This is a genomic window from Stappia sp. ES.058 (assembly GCF_900105595.1).
Classification (GTDB): Bacteria; Pseudomonadota; Alphaproteobacteria; order Rhizobiales; family Stappiaceae; genus Stappia.
This window is the reverse complement of sequence record NZ_LT629784.1, coordinates 3035993-3054015: the sequence shown is the minus strand read 5'-3', so window position 1 is coordinate 3054015 and position 18023 is coordinate 3035993. Positions and strand designations below refer to the sequence as shown.

Sequence of the window (18023 nt, the reverse complement as noted above, 5' to 3'; positions counted from 1 at the left end):
GACCGGATCGTTCCCGCGTTTTCATGTCGCCGCAGATGTTTCCGTCCTCCCGAAAGGGAGGGGTCATGATTTTTGTACGAGATTTGAGGGAGATACGGGAAAATGGTCAGCTCACCGAAGGATGACAAGGGAAATCGCGAGATCATGGCGCGGATCGTGGTCAAGGCCTGGACCGATCCGGACTATGCCAAAATGCTGTCGGAACAGCCGCACCGGATGCTCGAGGAAGAGGGCTTCGAGTTCGAGAAGGGCGGCGACGTCAAGGTCCAGTTTCACTTCGACACCAAGACCCACAAGAACATCGTCATTCCCTCGCCCCCGGATCTGCTGAAGCTCGACAGGGACGACCTGATGACGATCGCCGCGCAGATGGTCGCCATTCAGCTCGAGCTGTTCTGACCCACGGGAGAACGTCATGACCGTCCGGGCAAGCACGCCGGCGGAAGCGTCGGCGAGCCTCGCCTCGCTGCTCGCGCCGCTGTCGGTGGAAGAGTTTTTCGCCGACCACTACGAAAAGGCGCCGCTCCATCTCACCGGCAAAAGCGTCGCCGAGCGCTATCCGGGCTTTCCCGATATCGAGGGCTTCGAGCATCTGCTGTGGAGCCAGGAGGAAAAGCTGCGCCGGGTGCTGAGGGTCAACCGCCGCGGCAGCTATTTCGCGATGCCGCATCCCTCGCAGGGCAAGAGCCTGTTTCGCTGGTCGGTGGACCGGCTCGCCGACGGCTGCACGCTGATCCTCAACGGCATGGACACGATGTCGGTGCCGGTGGCGCGGGTGGCGCGCACCATCGAGGCGGAGTTCGGCGGCAAGGTCGCGGCCAACGGGTTTCTGACGCCCACCGAGCAGCAGGGGTTCCTCGCCCATTTCGACACGCATGACGTTTTCATCCTGCAGTTGGAGGGCACCAAGCGCTGGCCGCTGTTCGACCAGCGGCTGGAGCTTCCGATCGACCGGCAAATCCATCTGATCGACCAGGCCAGCGTGGGCGAGCCGACCGCCGTCTTCGATCTCGAGCCGGGCGATCTTCTTTATGTGCCGCGTGGCCTGGTGCACGGGCCGCACACGCTTCAGGGACACTCCTTCCATCTGACGATGGGCTTCAGACCGCTGCGCTGGGTAGACTATCTGTCGGCCCTGGTGCAGGTCGCGGCGGAACAGGACCCCGCATTTCGCAGCTCGATCCTCCAGCTCGACGGGGAGGCCTTCGATGCGTTGTGCGCGGAAAAGCTTGCGCGTCTCGCCGAGACCGGCGGCAAGCGACGCCCCCGGAAGCTCGCGATGGAGCGGCTGATGGAAAGTCTCGGCGCGCAGTTGCGCCCCCTGCCGGGCGAACATATCCGGGTCGCGACGCGGGCGGAGGAAATCGACGCCGACACGCAGGTTCTGCGCCGTCCGGAATGCCCCTGTCACGTCTACGAAAAGGATGGGGCGGTGCGCATCCAGTTTCCCGGGATCGGCCTTGCAACCGACGAGGATCTCCAGCCGGGCTGCATCGAGGCGCCGCTGGTGGCCGGCGGCGCGTTGCGCTGGATCGCGCGCTCCCATGCGCCGTTTTGCGCGCGCGACCTTCCCGAACCGCTCGACATCGACGCCCGTGTCGACCTGGTGCGCATGCTTGCGCGCAACGGGCTCCTCACGCTCTGTCCACCGGCGTGATCTATCACGGCCGGGCACGGGATCTGCCGGAGTTCGATGTCTGCCGCACGCTGGCAACGCATGCGGTGGCGCACGCGCAGCGGACCGCCCAAATGCAGGTGGATGCGCCCGGGGTGCGCCTGGCGCCGGCGGCCTTGTGCGACCTGGTGGATGAGGCGGCCGATGCGCTTTGCGAGATCGCGCTTGCCGATACGGTGATGGCGCAAGCCGCCGGTGCGCCGCGTCCGCTGTCCGGTCTTTCGGCAACCGGCGATTTCGCGACCTTTCAAGAGGCTGCCGGGCAGGCCGGCGCGCGCAGTCTCTCCCGGCAACTGACGGTGTTTCTTGCTGACTGGACGGCTGGCGTTGCCGCGATGATGGCGCGGCTTGATGCGGATGCGGCGGCGCTCGACCGTGCGTTTGGCATGTCCGGAAGTGCTGGCGTGGCGCGGATTTCGGGCGCTCGCGGAGAATATCATCGCGGCGCCTGCGTGCGGCGTATTGCGTTCGATGAGGGCAGCGTGCTGGCCTACAAGCCCCGGCCGGTGGCGCGCGAGGCTGTCTGGGCCGACCTTGGCCACTGGCTCGACGGGCACGGGGCCGTCTCGGTGCTTTATGCACCATTCACCCTTGTGTGTGATGGCTATGGCTGGTGCCGGTGGGTCGAGGCCCGTGCCGCGGCGGATGGTGAGGAGGTGGATGCCTATTTCCGCCGCGCAGGGCATTTGCTTTTCTGGCTGTGGCTGACCAATTCGCGCGATGCGGTCGCCTCCAATCTCGTTGCCCGGGGCGGAGAACCCTGGCTCGTCGATTGCGAGGCGTGTTTTTATCCTGGCGACGATGCCCATGCCGCGCCGCTGGCAACAACCGGATTCCTGCCGGCGGCGGGAGCAGACGGGCAACGGTCGCGCGCGGGCCTGCCTGTTTCGACCGCACCGTGTCATACGGTTCGCCGGTTCAGCGTTGACACTGACGGGCGTGTGTCGCTCGCCAGATGCGATGTCGCCGAAGACAGCCTGTCCAATTTGCCGCATACGGGAGAACTGGCCGTGCCCGCGTCGGGGCACGGCGAGGGAGTGGCGCAAGGGTTTCTGGAGGCGGCGGACGATGCCTTGCGCTTGCGCGAGGCGCTTTCATGCGCGGGCGCGCCGTTTCGAACGCCCTTCGGCGAGGGGCGGTTTGTGGCGCGCGCCACCGTGCTCTATGGCGAGCTCCTGGCCGGCTATCTGGCGGCGGGGTGCTCGCCTGACTGGATCGCGAACATGATCGCCGGACTGCCGCTGTCCGCGCCGCTTTCCGCCGATGTCGCGGATGCGATTGTCGCCAGCGAATGCGCCGAACTGGTTCGGCTGTCCATTCCGAAATTCTATCATGTCGAGACCGGCGGCGGGCCTCGAATTGTTGAAGGCGGGCTGGCGCTTTCCCCTCTCTTGAACGGTCGGGACGTTGCCTTGCGCCGGCTCTCGAAACTGAGCGAAGCCGCGCTTGACCCGCTGGTGCGCGAGATCAAGACCGCGCTCGCGCCCGCCGGGTGAAGCGGGAAGGCGGGGACGCGGGTCTCGTCAAAACGGAATGAAACTGCGCTCCGCGTGGCGTTTCTTCCAGCGCGGGTCCGCCTCGACCCAGACGACCGGCAGGAGATCGAAGGCCACGGAAATGCGGGCGTCCGGGCCTGTGTAGGCCGGCACCTCATGGGCAAGGCCGGGCCCGGCGAACAGAGTGATATCGCCCGGCCGGTTGTCGATCTCCACCGGCTCGCTCACGCCGTAGCGCGTCACGCTTCCGGCGGTGGAAATGTTGATGTGGCCGTGCATCGGATAGGGATGGGCATGGCGCGGAAGCGCCTGCCCCGCGCGCAGGATGTTCGACCAGCACTGGATGTACATCGGCTTTTCGGGCAAGCCGCGCGCCGCGCGCAGCGCGTTGACGCTGGCGCGGATCGCCTTTCCGAGCATGGCGAATGCCGGTTCCTCAAGCGCCAGGAGGTTGTAGCTGGCATAGCGCGACGAGGCGACGTGGTCGTGACGTGCGCTCCACTCCGCGCTGCGCGGCAGGCTCAGGATCTCCGCCTCGCGCGCAAGCACCGCCGCTCGGACTTCGGCAAGCGCCTGACCGTCCGTCCAGCGGTAGAGGTGCAACGGAACCCGGTCCACCGTGAGGCTGCGGACCGGCTCCAGCGTTGCAAGGCCTTGGGGGTCGGCGCGATCTATTGAAGCTGAGACCATTTGGTGGGTCCGTGAATGTGGGTGGCGAGATGGGAAACGAAATCGGGGCAGTGACGATCTTCCGGATCTGTGGCGACGATGCGCGGACGGTCATCGAAGGCGCCCATGCCGGAAAGCACGACGTCCCAGTTGCTCGGTCGGTAGAAAAAGCCGGGATCGGTTTCGATCGCACGGTAGTCGCCGCGCCCGGCAGCCTCGATCACCCGTGACAGGCGTCGGCTGGGAGTGCATTGCTTCAGGTCGCGCCAGTAGGCTGTGTCCATGCGTTTGCTCAGCCAGTAGTGGGCGAAGATGAAGTCCACGGTGGTGTCGAAGCGGTCTCGGCACAGCCGGTCCCATCCGCCGAGGTCGGCAAGTCCGGGGACCAGCGCCATGATCGCTGCCTGGGTCATCGAAAGGCCGGTGGATTCCAGCGGTTCGATAAAGCCGAAGGCGCCGCCGAGCGCCACGCAGTTGCCACGCCGGGCGCGCGCGTGGCGTCCGTGGCGGAAGGCGATATGCATCGGCTTGAGATCGTGGTCTCCCCACGCTGTGTCCGAAGTGCCCGCAAAGTCCGGCGTGCCGGGGGGCAGTTTCAGCTCGGCCCGCAGGTCCGCCTCCGCCTGTGCGGGTGAGATATGGGCTGAACTGTAGCAATAGCCGGCGCCAAGCCTGGACCAGAGCGGGATGCGCCAGATCCAGCCGGCGTCCATTGCCGTGCAGCGGGTGTAGGGGAAGGGCCGCTCGCTCACCGCGTCATAGGGCACGCGCAGCGCAACGGCAGCATCATTGAAAAGCACGTCGGACAGCGGTTCGAAGGGGGTGTCGAGCGCTTCCCCGATGAGCAGCGCCCGAAAGCCGGTGCAGTCGATGAAGAGATCCGCCGACACGCCTTCCACACTTGCGACGTCGTCGCCAATACGCTCAACGTCGCGTGCATGGCGCTTGATGTGATGGACGCCGAGCGCGCGGGCGAAGTCGCGCAGGACAGCACTGTAACGGGTGGCGCAGACGTGATAGCCGCGCGCCTCCTGGCCGGGGTCGAAGCGGTTTTGTCGGCACAATCCGGTCGCGGCATAGGCCTCTTGAGCATCTGGTCGTGCTCTGTGGTGTGTGCCGGGCCGGCCGAACGGGTGGTAGAAATCCCCGCCCGGACGGTCGAAGTTCTCGAAGCGGATGCCGATCTTGTAGGTCCCGTCGGTGGCGCGCAGGAAATCGTGCTCATCGAGCCCGAGGGCTGAGTTGAAGCGCCGCGAGATGTCGTTGAGCGATTCCCCGACGCCGAGCGGCGCGACGGTGGGCGATTCCATCACGGTTATTCCGGCCGACGGCAGAAAGCGCTTCAGGTAGGCGGCTGCCATCCATCCGGTTGCGCCGCCTCCGATCACGGCGATGTCGGTTTGCCTGAGGTCGCTCATGGGGCAGTTTGCTTTTTTTCCGGTTCACAGGCCTCAGGATGGTCCGCAACCGTGGATTGGTCAAGCGCATGCGTCTCGCGGTTGGTGTCCGCAATTTCGCGAAGTTGGAAACCTGAGCGTTTGGTGACATCCTTGACGCTGAGTCACGGATCGTGGGGAAGAGATCATGATCAGTCTGGCGGACTGTGTGGCGTTGAGCGGTCTCAGCGAGGATGAAATCCGCGCGATTGCCGAACACGAGCATATCAGCGAGGCGGTCGCTTGCGGTCTGGCGCAATATCTGTCCCAGGCGAGTACCGGCGAGGCCCGTGTGCGCGACATGATTATCGACGACATTCGCGCCGCACGCGCGCGCGACAACGCCGATCATGTGCGCGAACTGTTGCATGTGCTGCATCATTACCTGCGCACACATCCCGAAGCCCGACCCTCCGTGCATCCCTGGAGTGCGGTGTTCTGATCGAGGCGAGAGAACACGAGGAAGCGACCTGACGGTTCACTCCGGCGCCCAGTGATGTGCAAGCGCATGGGTTTACTCAATCTTTGGAAGTTGGCTGCCACCTGTTCGCGACGCGCGGGCGCTTCCGGTCGCCGCTGGTCGGCGCTGTGCCGCAGACATACCGGACGATGGGGATCAAATGAGGTTTGTGAAGACATTTGCCGGGGCCTGCGTCCTGAGCGCGACCCTGGTGTCGGGCGCGATGGCCGATGAGGTCGACTTCAAGCGGTTCCTGGCAACCCCGGCCGGGGCGGCGGGCGTTGCGGCCATGGTCGCGGGCCTCGGCAAATGCGACGGGCCGATCAACTGGGACTATGCCTATGACGAGGCCGCCGGACAGGTCAGCCGCGACATGTTGTTCGCGGGCTGCGAGGAGACCGTTGCGGGGGAGGACGACCTTTTTGAAAAATCCGTCGTCGCGCGGTTCCAGTTCTGGGACGGGCCGACGCTGGAAAGCCTGACCTATCTTCCCTGACGGGGCAGGCCCGTGGCCCGGCCGGGCCTCATCCTAGTTCGCGGCGGTCGCAGGCACCGATATCGTACCGGTGTAGCGGCCGTCGCCCTGGCAGCCGCCGGCAATCGTCAGATGCACGATGCGTGCGGTTCCGATGAAACTGCTGCCGGCCAGCAGCGGCATCGGGTCGCCGCCCGGATCCCGCAGTTCCTTGCCGTCCCGGTAGAGCGTCACGGTGCCCGGATCGCAGGAGACGTTGCTGGCGTTGAAGGCGATCTGGAAACGGGTCGGCGTGTCGAAGGCGGCGAGCATCATCGTGTGATCGCGGCTCGGGTCGTAGCGCCACTCGGAGGAAAAGCTCTCCGTCGTGTCGCCCAAAGCCGTCCAGGTGCAGGGTTTGTTCGGGCGGTCCTGTTGCAGATGGACCGAGATCTCGCGCCCTTTCACGAAGGCGCCGCTTTCCTCGTTGAACGTCGAGATGACTTGTGCGCCGTCGACGGTTACCCGGTAGCGCGGGTATTCGCTGTCAATGGTTATGTCGTCGCATTGCAGCGCAATGAGCAAGGGCGCATCCGGCGGCGGGTCCATCAGGACGAGCGTCTTCGCGCTCGGGGACAGCATGAAGCTGCCGGAATGGAATTGATCCGCCCGGGCCGCCCCGGTCAGGGCAAGCGACACTGCGGCAATCAGGCATGCGACGATCCGTTTCATGGCACTCTTCCCCCATCCCGCGCAATGCCTGAGTCTACGGCACGTTCGCCGTGCGTGTACAGGCGCTACCGGTCGAGGCGCTACTGGTCGCCGTCCCCGGCCTCACCCCGTACTTCGGGCGCATTGCGCACCGAAAGCGTGACCCTGTCGGCGGCGAAGCGGCTACGGCTCATCTGGATCGGCATGCCGTCCTGATCGGCATTGACGGAGGTGGTCAGAAGAACCACCGCGCCGGGCTCGAGGCCGAGATCCTCGCGATCGGCCCGGCTTGCAGGCGCCGCGCCGATTTCCGTGGCGAAGCGCCTGTAGTCGCTGACGCCGCAGGCCTTCAGGGCATGGGTGATCGAGCCGCTTTGCGCGCAATGCGCCGGGAGGTCGGCGAAGCGCGCGGCATCGAACCAGTGGGTTGCGCGCGACAGCGCCGTGCCGTCCGCGGCCCCGATTGTTTCCATGCGCAGCACTGGAGCCTGAGGCGCAAGGGCGAGGGCCCGTGCGACCTCTTCGCTCGCCGGTTCGCTTTCCGTTGCCAGAAAGCGGGTGGTGGCGCGCGCGACCTGTCCGCCAAGACCTGCGGAAAATCGCGTGCGTGCGCTGATGGGATAGCTGACGCGTGTGCGCGGCAGGAGTTCCGTACCGCGTCCCTGCACGGTCCGGACGATGCCGTCGCGGGCAAGCGCCGCCAATGCCTGGCGCACTGTGTGGCGGTTGACGTCGAATTGCGCGGCAAGCGCTGCTTCCGTCGGCAGTTTTCGGGCGGCGTCATAGACGCCGTTGCCGATGGCGGCGCGAATGTCGTCGGCGATCTGGCGCCACAGCGCGACGCCGCTGCGCCGTTCGATCCCGCTCACCATCCCTCTGCGTCCACGCGTGTCTCCCGTTGTCACGTCGCCGATGCCGCGACGTTCGTCTCGCCCGGACGCCGGTTTCGCCCGCCCCTTCCTTCGATGCAAGTATTTTGCGCAATCGCGTTCCTCGATGGAGCGAGGGTCATCAAGGCGTCATGCGGCGGAGATAGGGTGCTTGCTGTTGGTTGTCTATAAAACTATACAAATATGGAAATCGCCGGTATACGGGACCGGAGGACGTGACCTGATCGACAGGAGCGGGGATCCGGTCTGTCGAACGAAACGGAGCGAGTGAATGACATCGCAAGCCAACGGGCATGCAACCGCCGCCGATCCGCAAGGGGACGAGGCGCACGGACTGAAGACCCTGATGGATGTGCTGGCCGCCTCGCCGGCGGGCGAGATCGCCGCCTGCGCCGAGGCACTCGGGCCGTTGCCCGAGGCGGCTCCCGTGCGGGGGCCCGAGACGGGTCTCGTCATGGTGCGCGGACGCATCGGCGGAGACGGCGCACCGTTCAATCTGGGCGAGGCGACGGTGACCCGCGCAACGGTTCGGCTTGAGGGTGGGGCCATCGGCCATGCCTATGCGCTCGGCCAGAACCGGGCGAAGGCGCGCCTTTCGGCAACGCTTGCCGCTCTCTGGACGCAAGGCGGCAGCCGGGCGGAGATCGATGCCGCGATCACCGCGCCGCTGCTGGCGGCCCGGGCGCGCGAGGCGACACAGACGAAACGCGAGGCGGCCGCGACCAAGGTCGACTTCTTCACCATGGTACGCGGAGACGACTGATGCAGACGGTTCACTTCGACGCCGGCCGCTTTTCGTCCGAGGCAATCGAGGGCGGTTTCGCCGATCCCGTATTCCAGTCACAGGCGGTTTTCACCGCGCTGATGCAGGCTATGGCCTGTCCGGGCAGGCGCAAGACGCTCGACGACTGTCTCCAGCCGCCGGCGCCGCTCGATGCGGGCATGGCCGCCGTGGCGCTGACCCTGTGCGATCCCGATACGCCGGTGTGGCTGTCGCCCGCCCTGCGCACGGACGCGGTGCGGGCCTGGCTCGCCTTTCACGCCGGCTGCCCGCTGAGGGATGACGCGGCAAAGGCCGCTTTCGTCCTTTGCGCGCAAGGGGACACGCCGCCGGCGCACGCCGCGCTTCATGCGGGCACCCAGGAATACCCCGACCGTGCCGCCACGCTGGTGCTGGCGCTGCCCGCGCTCGACGGCGGGGCGATCTTGGCGCTCACCGGTCCCGGCATCGAGACGGAAACGGCGATTGCCCCCGTCGGCCTGCCCGACGGTTTCGTCGCCGCGCGTGCCGCCAATCGCGCGCTCTTCCCGCGCGGCGTCGATGTGGTGCTGGTAGCACACCGCGATCTCGTGGCGCTGCCGCGCACGACCGTCGTTGCTCATGCGGACGGTGCTTCTTCCAACGCGGAGGCCAACTGACATGTATGTTGCAGTCAAGGGCGGCGAGGCGGCCATCGCCAACGCCCACAAGATGCTCGCCGACCGCCGGCGCGGCGACCGCTCGGTGCCGGCGATCACCGTGGAACAGCTCGTCGAGCAACTCGCGCTCGGCGTCGACCGGGTGATGGCGGAAGCCTCGCTCTATGCGCCGGAGCTTGCCGCGCTCGCCGTCAAGCAGGCGCGCGGCGACATGATCGAGGCGATCTTCCTGCTGCGCGCCTATCGCACGACGCTGCCGCGCTTCGGCGCCTCGCGTCCGGTGGAGACCGGCGGGATGGTTGCCGAGCGCCGGATTTCGGCGACCTACAAGGATCTGCCCGGCGGGCAGGTGCTCGGGCCGACCTTCGATTACACCCACCGTCTGCTCGATCCCGAGCTTGCTGGCGATGGCGAGGTGCCGCCCGCGCCGGCGCGCGAGAGCGAAGGCGACCCGCTGACGCGGGTGGCCGACATTCTGGCGCATGAGGACCTGATCGAGCGCACCGCCACCGGTGCGGATGACGACGCGCTGCCGGAGGAACCCTCCGGCGACCTGACGCGCGAGCCGCTGGAATTTCCCATGGCCCGCGACCTGCGCCTGCAGGCGCTGGCGCGCGGCGACGAGGGCTTCCTGCTGGCGCTCGGCTATTCCACCCAGCGCGGCTACGGCCGCACCCATCCCTTCGCCGGCGAGATCCGCATGGGCGAGGTCGAGGTGGAAATGGACGTTCCCGAGCTTGGTTTCTCCGTGGCGCTCGGCGCCGTCAAGGTCACCGAATGCCAGATGGTCAACCAGTTCGCCGGGTCGGCCAAGGTTCCCCCGCAGTTCACGCGGGGCTACGGGCTGGTGTTCGGCCAGTCGGAGCGCAAGGCGATGTCCATGGCGCTGGTCGACCGGTCCTTGCGAGCGGGCGAGCTTGGCGAGGACCGGGTCGCGCCCGCGCAGGACGAGGAATTCGTGATCTCCCATTCCGACAACGTGCAGGCGACGGGCTTCGTCGAGCACCTGAAACTGCCGCATTACGTCGACTTCCAGGCCGAGCTCGACCTCGTGCGCCGCATGCGCGGCGAATTCGAGGAAAAGGCGGAAGGGTCCGACACCGCCACACAGGAGGCCGCGGAATGAGCGCCATGACAGGCGACATCGCCACATACAATTTCGCCTATCTGGACGAGCAGACCAAGCGGATGATCCGCCGCGCGATCCTCAAGGCCATCGCCATTCCGGGCTACCAGGTGCCGTTCGCCAGCCGCGAGATGCCGATGCCCTATGGCTGGGGTACGGGCGGCGTGCAGGTGACCGCTTCCATCATCGGTCCCGACGACACGCTCAAGGTGATCGACCAGGGCGCCGACGACACCACCAACGCGGTCTCGATCCGCGCCTTCTTCCAGAAGGTCGCCAATGTCGCGGTGACGACGCACACACGCGAGGCGACGATCATCCAGACCCGCCACCGCATTCCCGAGGAACCGCTCACCGAGGGGCAGGTGCTGGTCTATCAGGTGCCGATCCCCGAGCCGCTGCGGTTTCTGGAACCGCGCGAGACGGAAACCCGCAAGATGCATGCGCTCGAGGAATACGGCCTCATGCATGTGAAGCTCTACGAGGACATCGCCCGCCACGGCCATATCGCCACGACCTATGCCTATCCGGTGCTGGTCGCGGGCCGATACGTGATGGATCCTTCGCCGACGCCGAAATTCGACAACCCGAAGATGGACATGTCGCCGGCGCTGCAGCTGTTCGGCGCCGGGCGCGAGAAGCGGATCTACGCGATCCCGCCCTATACCCGCGTCGTCAGCCTCGACTTCGAGGATCACCCCTTCGAGATCCAGAGCTTCGATGAGCCCTGCGCGCTCTGCGCGGCGGAAGGCGTCTATCTCGACGAGGTCATTCTCGATGACCGGGGCGGGCGGATGTTCGTCTGTTCCGACACCGATCACTGCGAGGGCCGGCTTGAGCAGGGCCACAAGGGCCGGCTCGCCGCCGAAGACGCTTATGCCGCAAAGGAGACGGCGCAATGAGTTCGCTTTTCGAGGATGCCGCGCCACTTCTCACGGTCGACGGCCTGACGAAATTCTACGGGCCGCGCATCGGCTGCCGCGATGTCTCCTTCGACGTCTATCCGGGCGAAGTGGTCGCCATCGTCGGGGAATCCGGCTCCGGCAAGACGACGCTCTTGAACTGCATCTCGACCCGGCTCGAGCCCTCGTCGGGCGCGGTCCGCTACCGCATGCGCGACGGCGAAACCCGCGATCTCTACGAGATGAGCGAGGCGGAGCGGCGTCTCCTGATGCGCACCGACTGGGGCTTCGTGCACCAGAACCCGGCCGACGGCTTGCGCATGACGGTCTCCGCCGGCGCCAATGTCGGCGAACGGCTGATGGCGGTGGGCGAGCGCCACTACGGGCGCATCCGCGAAACGGCAACCGGCTGGCTCGACCGCGTCGAGATCGACGAAGACCGGATCGACGACCAGCCGCGCGCCTTTTCCGGCGGCATGCGACAGCGCCTCCAGATCGCGCGCAATCTGGTGACCGGTCCGCGCCTCGTCTTCATGGACGAGCCGACCGGCGGGCTCGACGTCTCGGTGCAGGCGCGCCTGCTCGACCTGTTGCGCGGGCTTGTTGCCGACCTCGGGCTTGCCGCCATCGTGGTGACCCACGACCTCGCGGTCGCGCGTCTCCTGTCGCACCGCATGATCGTGATGAAGGGCGGCGACGTGGTCGAAGCCGGTCTGACCGACCGCGTGCTCGACGACCCGCAGGCGCCCTACACCCAGCTTCTTGTTTCCTCCATCCTTCAGGTGTGACGATGGCAAACTCCAACACATCCGGGGCCGCGCTCGCCGTCAGCGTCGCCGGTCTCTCCAAGGCCTTCACCATGCACCTGCAGGACGGCATCGTGCTGCCCGTGGTGGAGGGTGCGTGTTTCGATGTCGCGGCCGGCGAATGCGTCGTGCTCGGCGGGCCGTCGGGCGCGGGCAAGAGCTCGATCATGAAGATGCTCTACGGCAACTACGCCGTCGAGGGCGGGCACATCCTGGTGCGTCACAGGGGCGACATGGTGGATCTTGCAAGTGCCGACCCGCGTGCGGTGATCGCCATGCGGCGGGAAACCATCGGCTATGTGAGCCAGTTCCTGCGCACGGTGCCGCGCGTCAGCGCGCTTGATCTCGTCGCCGAGCCGCTGACGGCGCGCGGGCAGGAGCTTGAGGCCGCCCGTGTGCGCGCCGGCGAGATGCTGGCGCGGCTCAACGTTCCCGAACGGCTGTGGGCGCTTCCGCCGGCGACCTTTTCCGGCGGCGAGCAACAGCGCGTCAACATCGCGCGCGGCTTCATCACCGATCATCCCGTGCTTCTTCTCGATGAGCCGACGGCCTCGCTCGATGCCACCAACCGGCGCATCGTCATCGGGATGATCTCGGAGAAGAAGGCCGCCGGCGTCGCGCAGATCGGCATCTTTCATGACGAGGAAGTGCGCGAGGCGGTCGCCGACCGGATCATCGACGTGCGCGCCTTCGCGCCGAAACAGGCGGCGTGAGGCTGTCATGACGAAACTCTCCGAGACGCCGCTCGTGCATGAGACGGCAAATGTCGCGCAGTCCGAACTGGGCCGCTACACCGAAGTCGCCGAGCGCGTGCGCATGAGCGAGACGACCTTGGGCGACTACTCCTACATCATGCAGGACGGCATCGTCTGGTGCGCGCAAATCGGCAAATTCGCCAATATCGCGGCGACGGTGCGCATCAACGCCACCAATCATCCGACCTGGCGTGCGACGCTGCATCATTTCACCTATCGCGCCAACGACTATTGGCCCGACGCAGATCCCGACGCCGCCTTTTTCAATTGGCGGCGCAAGGGGCGTGTGGTTATCGGTCACGATGTGTGGATCGGCCACGGGGCGACGATCCTGCCCGGCGTCACGGTCGGCGATGGCGCGGTGATCGGCGCGGGGGCGGTCGTCTCCCGCGATGTCGCGCCCTACACGATTGTCGGCGGTGTGCCGGCAAAGCTCATTCGCGACCGGTTCCCGAAGGTTGTGGCGGAGCGCATGCAAAGGCTTTGCTGGTGGGACTGGGACCACGCGCGGCTGCGCTCCGCGCTTGAGGATTTCCGCGTGCTCGGCGCCGAGGCGTTTCTCGCCAGGCATGGCGGCTGAGGCCATGTTTGCTTAGCCGGAACCTGAGCCGGATGTGTAAGCAAATCGTCACAAAACCGCAGATCGCCTGTCATGTAACGGCGCTATGCAACACGCACCACAGGAATTGAGGGGCGTATGTTCAAGCTCGAAGGCGTGACACGGAAGTTTGGGTCGAACACGGCGGTAAAGTCGGTGACTCTCGACATTCCCGACGGACAGATGGTCGGCATCATCGGGCGCTCGGGCGCCGGCAAGTCGACCCTGCTTCGGATGATCAACAGGCTGATCGACCCCAATGGCGGGCGCATCGTCTTCAATGACACCGAGGTGTCGGCCCTGCGCGGCAAGGCACTGCGCAACTGGCAACGCGACTGCGCCATGATCTTCCAGCAGTTCAACCTGGTGCCGCGTCTCGACGTGCTCACCAACGTCCTGCTCGGCCGGCTCAACCATCGCAACTCGGCGAAGAACCTGCTCGGCATGTTCTCGCAGGCCGAACGTGCCATGGCGATCGCCGCCCTCGAGCGACTCGGCATCGCGCAGACGGCGCTTCAGGCGGCCGGTACCCTGTCCGGTGGCCAGCAGCAGCGTGTAGCCATTGCAAGGGCGCTGATGCAGCGACCGAAGATGGTGCTTGCCGACGAGCCCATTGCCTCGCTCGATCCCCTGAATGCGCAGAAGGTGATGGATGCGCTGAAGGACATCAACGAGCGCGACGGCATCACCGTCGTCACCAACCTGCACACGCTCGATACGGCGCGCAGTTACTGCGAGCGCATCATCGGCATGTCGCAGGGCGCGGTCGTCTTCGACGGTCCGCCGGAGGACCTGACGACGGACGCGGCGCGTCGCATCTATGGCGCCGAAGGCGAGGCGCTGTCGGAAGCGATCACCTCAACCAGCATCACGGCGCCCGCACGGGTCGCTCGCTCATCCGCAGGGGGCTTGCAGCCGGCGCTCGCCGGCTGAGGCTCACGGATCGGTTTCCCACGAAACGGGGCCAACTCGACCTTTAACGGCCGGATCAACCGGACCATTCATGGAGACGTCAATGCTCAAGAGCACCCTTCTTGGCGCAGTCGCTGCTGCCACCCTTCTGGTCACCGGTGGCGCGATTGCCCCGGTTCAGGCCGAGGACCTCAATGAATTCCGCATCGGCATTCTCGGCGGCGAGAACGAAGCCGACCGCCTGCGCAACTTCCAGTGCCTGACCGAGAAGCTTCCCGAAGTTCTCGGTGTCGAGAAAGTCTCGCTGTTCCCGGCCGCCGACTACGACGGCGTGATCCAGGGCCTGCTCGGCGGCACGCTCGACTATGCCGAGCTCGGCGCTTCGGGCTACGCCAAGGTCTATCTGAACGATCCGGAAGCGGTAGAGCCGATCCTGACCACCGTCCAGACCGACGGTTCGACCGGCTACTATTCGGTAATGGTCGCCCGCTCCGACAGCGGCATCGCCTCGCTTGAGGACATGAAGGGCAAGAAGCTCGGCTTCGCCGATCCCGACAGCACCTCCGGGTTCCTGGTTCCGTCCGTGACGCTGCCCGAGGCCATCGGCGGCCCGATCGACGGTTATTTCGCCGAGACCGGCTTCGGCGGCGGTCACGAGAACCTGGTTCTGGAAGTGGTCAAGGGCACCTTCGACGCCGGCACCACCTGGTCGTCGGGCGTGGGCGAGTTCAAGGACGGCTACACCTCCGGCAACCTGCGCAAGATGGTCGACAAGGGCATCCTCGACATGGACGATCTCGTGCAGATCTGGCAGTCGCCGCTGATCCCGAACGGCCCCGTCGTCGTGCGCTCCTCGCTGAACGACAACATGAAGAGCAAGTTCAAGAATTTCATGCTCGAGCTGCCGGAGACCGACCGCGATTGCTTCATGGCGATCCAGGGCGGCGACTACAAGAGCTTCACGGAAGTCAACGTCGACTTCTACAAGGCGATCATCGCCGCGCGCAAAGCCAAGATCGGCTCGTAAGACGTCGCCACCTGCGGACGCCGGCGCCCCTGCCGGCGTCCGTTTTCTTTGTTCCCCGTTGCCATTGCGAGCCCCGCCCATGTCGCTTGCGACGCTCTCCTCCGCCGCCGCGTCCGGCGACGCCGCATCCCTGTCCGCGCAAGGCGCGCTTGTCGAGCGCCATTGGCGCGAACAGGCCGGTCGCCGGCGGCTCTATACCATCGGCGGTCTGGCCGTGCTTTTCCTTGCGCTGTCGGGATCTCTCTGGTTTGCGAACGAGACCAACGCCGGCAAGTTCTTCGACCGGCTGCCGTATTTCTTCGACTTCTTCATCGACCTTGCGCCGCGCGATCCGCTGGAAATCTGGCGCGCGCTGTTCGATCTCCCGTCGCCTTATTACGACGGAAGCTTCAAGTACAATTATCCGGGAGGTCGGATCTATCTGACCGAAAGCATCTATGTTCCGGAATACTTCTACAAGATGCTTGAAACGCTCAACATCGCGATCCTGTCGACGCTGATCGGTTTCACCTTCGGGTTTTTGCTGTGCTTCGTCGCCTCGAAGAACCTCGTGCGCAATGCGTGGCTGCGCGGCGGCGTGCGACGGATGATGGAGCTGTTGCGCGCCTTTCCCGAAATCGTCATCGCCGGTTTCTTCGTCGCGGTCCTGACCATCGGTCCGATCCCGGCGATCATCGCGGTGTCGATCCACACGGTCGGCTCGCTCGGCAAGATGTTCTTCGAGGTGGTCGAAAACGCCGACATGCGCGCCGACGAGGGCCTGCGCGCGGTGGGCGCCAACTGGTTCGAACGCGTGTGGTTCGCCATCGTGCCGCAGGTCGCGCCGAACTTCATGAGCTACGCCCTGCTCAGGCTGGAGATCAACGTGCGCGCCTCCACCATCATCGGCGCGGTCGGCGGCGGCGGCATCGGCGAGGTGCTGCGGCTTTCGATCAGTCGTGGCCACGAGGCCAAGACGCTCGCCATCATTCTCTTGTTGTTCCTGACGATTGTCGCCGTCGACCAGTTCTCGGCCTGGATGCGCAAGCGTCTCGTCGGAAACCAGGCCTTCGACTTCGGACGCTAACCAAGGTCCCCTTTCATGGTTGCCATGTCTTCCGCACAGCTGAGCGAGGGCGATGTCGAGAGCATCGTCGCGCGCCACCCGGACGTTTTCAAATCCCGTCCCTGGAAACGGTATCGCGCACCGCTGGCGCTGGTCGCGATCGCGCTCTACAGCGTTTACTGCTGGTCATTCTTCGGCATCGGCAAGGTGCTTGAGGACGCCAATTGGGACATCGCCGGAAACTATCTCGCCGACTGGATCTCCTACGAGGTGCGGCCCGATTTCGAGATCGAGCCGGACGGCGCGATCCTGCTGGAATGGCCGCGTTTCTCGCCGCTCGGCGCCGATCCCGATCCGGACTGGATCGTCTCGCAGACCGCCTCGATGGAACGGACGCCTGTGGTGAAGGACGGCGCGGCGGCGCCCGAGACGGCCGCCGAAAAGAGCGCAAACAGCTTCATGGTGACTGACGCCAAAGGCACCGTTCCGGAACCCTCCGGCGGCTCCAGCAGCTTCTCCTTCATGGCGCCCGGAGCGGCAACCGGAGGCGCGTCAGGGCCTGAAGCCGTGGCGCCGGGCGGGCCCGAAACGGTCACGGAACAGGTGATCACGCAGGCGTCCGTGACCCTTGGAGCCGGCAACCGGGTGGAGATCACCCCGACGCGGGTTGTGGTGACGCGCGGAGCGGAAAGCGTAGCGGTGCGGCTCGGCCCGGGAGAACTGGTCACGGTCGACGGCGATCTGCCGGACTGGGTCCAGCAGAAGCGCGCGGGCCGCAAGGTGCTGGCCTATTTCGGCTTCAACGGCCGTGCCGAGATCGACTACGACGGGGTCAAGGTGCGTCACCGGTTCATGGGCTGGGAGAATTTCGTCTTCGACGCGAATTCCCCGTTCTGGGGCAAGAGCGCCGGCGAGGTCATTGGCCTGATCGTGTCCGGCGCGCGCATCGACCCGGCGCGATCCAACCTCTCGCTTGCCTGGAACAACATTCTCTACAACGCCGACTGGCAGCATCTCGACGTGTGGACCAAGCTGTTGCAGACCATCGTCATGGCCTTCGTCGGGACGCTGTTTGCCGGTGTGCTCGCGTTCCCGCTGGCCTTTCTGGCGGCGCGCAACATCACCCGCAGCCGTCTTCTCAACCAGATCAACAAGCGCTTTTTCGACTTCCTGCGCTCGGTCGACATGCTGATCTGGGCGCTGTTCTTCACCCGTGCCTTCGGTCCGGGGCCGCTGGCCGGCATGTCGGCAATCTTCTTCACCGACACCGGTACGCTTGGAAAACTCTACTCCGAGGCGCTTGAAAACATCGACGACAAGCAGCGCGAGGGCGTACGATCGGTCGGCGCGTCTCCCGCGTCGGTCCAGCGCTTCGGCGTCCTGCCCCAGGTCCTGCCTGTCTTTGCCAGCCAGGCGCTCTATTTCTGGGAATCCAATACCCGCTCGGCAACGATCATCGGGGCCGTCGGCGCCGGCGGTATCGGCCTGAAACTGTGGGAGGCGATGCGCACAAACCAGGACTGGGAGAACGTTGCCTATATGGTGATCCTGATTCTCGCCGTCGTCTTTCTGTTCGACGGCATCTCCAATGCCCTGCGCTCGCGTCTCATGGGCGGTCATCGGCACTAGCGCCGCAGCCGCG

20 protein-coding genes are annotated in these 18023 nt (G+C 65.8%); 16 read left to right on the top strand and 4 right to left on the bottom strand.

Going from position 1 to position 18023, the window contains the following annotated elements; translation table 11 throughout:
* The first annotated feature begins 102 nt into the window (after nt 1-102).
* From BLU32_RS14225 to BLU32_RS14215, 3 genes are read left to right on the top strand one after another with little or no spacing between them, the layout of a single operon-like run.
* Nucleotides 103-399, top strand: coding sequence for a nitrile hydratase subunit alpha (locus tag BLU32_RS14225; protein WP_093807995.1), 297 nt, complete (start codon nt 103-105; stop codon nt 397-399).
* Between the two features lie 16 nt (nt 400-415).
* Entirely contained in the window at nt 416-1657 is a 1242-nt protein-coding gene (locus BLU32_RS14220; protein WP_093807993.1) for a JmjC domain-containing protein, read from the top strand.
* Nucleotides 1654-3171, top strand: coding sequence for a DUF4135 domain-containing protein (locus tag BLU32_RS14215; protein WP_157727685.1), 1518 nt, complete (start codon nt 1654-1656; stop codon nt 3169-3171). The genes BLU32_RS14220 and BLU32_RS14215 overlap by 4 nt, the downstream gene beginning before the upstream one ends.
* 27 nt (nt 3172-3198) lie before the next feature.
* Here the strand turns inward: BLU32_RS14215 and BLU32_RS14210 are convergent, their stop codons facing one another.
* On the bottom strand, nt 3199-3861 hold the full coding sequence (locus BLU32_RS14210; protein ID WP_157727684.1) for a hypothetical protein: 663 nt from the start codon (nt 3859-3861) through the stop codon (nt 3199-3201).
* Complete coding sequence (locus BLU32_RS14205) at nt 3843-5258, bottom strand: tryptophan halogenase family protein (protein ID WP_093807987.1); 1416 nt, start codon at nt 5256-5258, stop codon at nt 3843-3845. Before BLU32_RS14205 ends, BLU32_RS14210 begins: the two co-directional genes overlap by 19 nt.
* A 166-nt stretch (nt 5259-5424) precedes the next feature.
* Here BLU32_RS14205 and BLU32_RS14200 point away from each other — a divergent pair, with 166 nt between their 5' ends.
* Both BLU32_RS14200 and BLU32_RS14195 read left to right on the top strand, forming a co-directional pair.
* Nucleotides 5425-5718, top strand: coding sequence for a hypothetical protein (locus BLU32_RS14200; protein ID WP_093807985.1), 294 nt, complete (start codon nt 5425-5427; stop codon nt 5716-5718).
* Nucleotides 5719-5896: 178 nt separating this feature from the next.
* On the top strand, nt 5897-6232 hold the full coding sequence (locus tag BLU32_RS14195) for a hypothetical protein (protein WP_093807983.1): 336 nt from the start codon (nt 5897-5899) through the stop codon (nt 6230-6232).
* Nucleotides 6233-6265: 33 nt separating this feature from the next.
* On the opposite strand, the gene BLU32_RS14190 is transcribed toward BLU32_RS14195, so the two are convergent.
* Both BLU32_RS14190 and phnF read right to left on the bottom strand, forming a co-directional pair.
* Nucleotides 6266-6922, bottom strand: a complete 657-nt coding sequence (locus BLU32_RS14190) for a hypothetical protein (protein WP_093807981.1) — start codon at nt 6920-6922, stop codon at nt 6266-6268.
* A gap of 80 nt (nt 6923-7002) precedes the next feature.
* Complete coding sequence (phnF, locus tag BLU32_RS14185) at nt 7003-7773, bottom strand: phosphonate metabolism transcriptional regulator PhnF (protein WP_093807979.1); 771 nt, start codon at nt 7771-7773, stop codon at nt 7003-7005.
* 289 nt (nt 7774-8062) lie between these two features.
* On the opposite strand from phnF, the gene phnG reads away from it, so the two are divergent.
* The 11 genes from phnG (at nt 8063) to phnE (BLU32_RS14130) (ending at nt 18010) form a co-directional block, all read left to right on the top strand.
* Complete coding sequence (phnG, locus tag BLU32_RS14180; protein ID WP_197673614.1) at nt 8063-8554, top strand: phosphonate C-P lyase system protein PhnG; 492 nt, start codon at nt 8063-8065, stop codon at nt 8552-8554.
* Nucleotides 8554-9210: a phosphonate C-P lyase system protein PhnH gene (phnH, locus tag BLU32_RS14175; protein ID WP_093807977.1), complete on the top strand. Its 657-nt coding sequence runs from the start codon at nt 8554-8556 to the stop codon at nt 9208-9210. The genes phnG and phnH overlap by 1 nt, the downstream gene beginning before the upstream one ends.
* A 1-nt stretch (nt 9211) precedes the next feature.
* A complete protein-coding gene (locus BLU32_RS14170; RefSeq protein ID WP_093807975.1) occupies nt 9212-10336 on the top strand; it encodes a carbon-phosphorus lyase complex subunit PhnI in 1125 nt (374 codons plus the stop codon).
* The gene (locus BLU32_RS14165; RefSeq protein ID WP_305849818.1) at nt 10333-11238 is read left to right on the top strand and encodes an alpha-D-ribose 1-methylphosphonate 5-phosphate C-P-lyase PhnJ; all 906 of its coding nucleotides are present in this window, start codon (nt 10333-10335) and stop codon (nt 11236-11238) included. Before BLU32_RS14170 ends, BLU32_RS14165 begins: the two co-directional genes overlap by 4 nt.
* Nucleotides 11235-12026 (top strand): phosphonate C-P lyase system protein PhnK, encoded by a 792-nt coding sequence (gene phnK / locus BLU32_RS14160; protein ID WP_093807973.1) that lies wholly within the window; start codon nt 11235-11237, stop codon nt 12024-12026. Before BLU32_RS14165 ends, phnK begins: the two co-directional genes overlap by 4 nt.
* 2 nt (nt 12027-12028) lie before the next feature.
* Nucleotides 12029-12757: a phosphonate C-P lyase system protein PhnL gene (phnL, locus tag BLU32_RS14155; protein WP_093807971.1), complete on the top strand. Its 729-nt coding sequence runs from the start codon at nt 12029-12031 to the stop codon at nt 12755-12757.
* Nucleotides 12758-12764: 7 nt separating this feature from the next.
* The gene (locus BLU32_RS14150; RefSeq protein WP_093807969.1) at nt 12765-13379 is read left to right on the top strand and encodes a DapH/DapD/GlmU-related protein; all 615 of its coding nucleotides are present in this window, start codon (nt 12765-12767) and stop codon (nt 13377-13379) included.
* 117 nt (nt 13380-13496) lie between these two features.
* Entirely contained in the window at nt 13497-14330 is an 834-nt protein-coding gene (gene phnC, locus BLU32_RS14145) for a phosphonate ABC transporter ATP-binding protein (protein ID WP_093807967.1), read from the top strand.
* Between the two features lie 82 nt (nt 14331-14412).
* Nucleotides 14413-15336, top strand: coding sequence for a phosphonate ABC transporter substrate-binding protein (gene phnD / locus BLU32_RS14140; protein ID WP_093807965.1), 924 nt, complete (start codon nt 14413-14415; stop codon nt 15334-15336).
* 79 nt (nt 15337-15415) lie between these two features.
* A complete protein-coding gene (phnE, locus tag BLU32_RS14135) occupies nt 15416-16402 on the top strand; it encodes a phosphonate ABC transporter, permease protein PhnE (RefSeq protein WP_093807963.1) in 987 nt (328 codons plus the stop codon).
* A gap of 15 nt (nt 16403-16417) precedes the next feature.
* Complete coding sequence (phnE, locus tag BLU32_RS14130; protein WP_093807961.1) at nt 16418-18010, top strand: phosphonate ABC transporter, permease protein PhnE; 1593 nt, start codon at nt 16418-16420, stop codon at nt 18008-18010.
* The last annotated feature ends 13 nt before the right edge of the window (nt 18011-18023 follow it).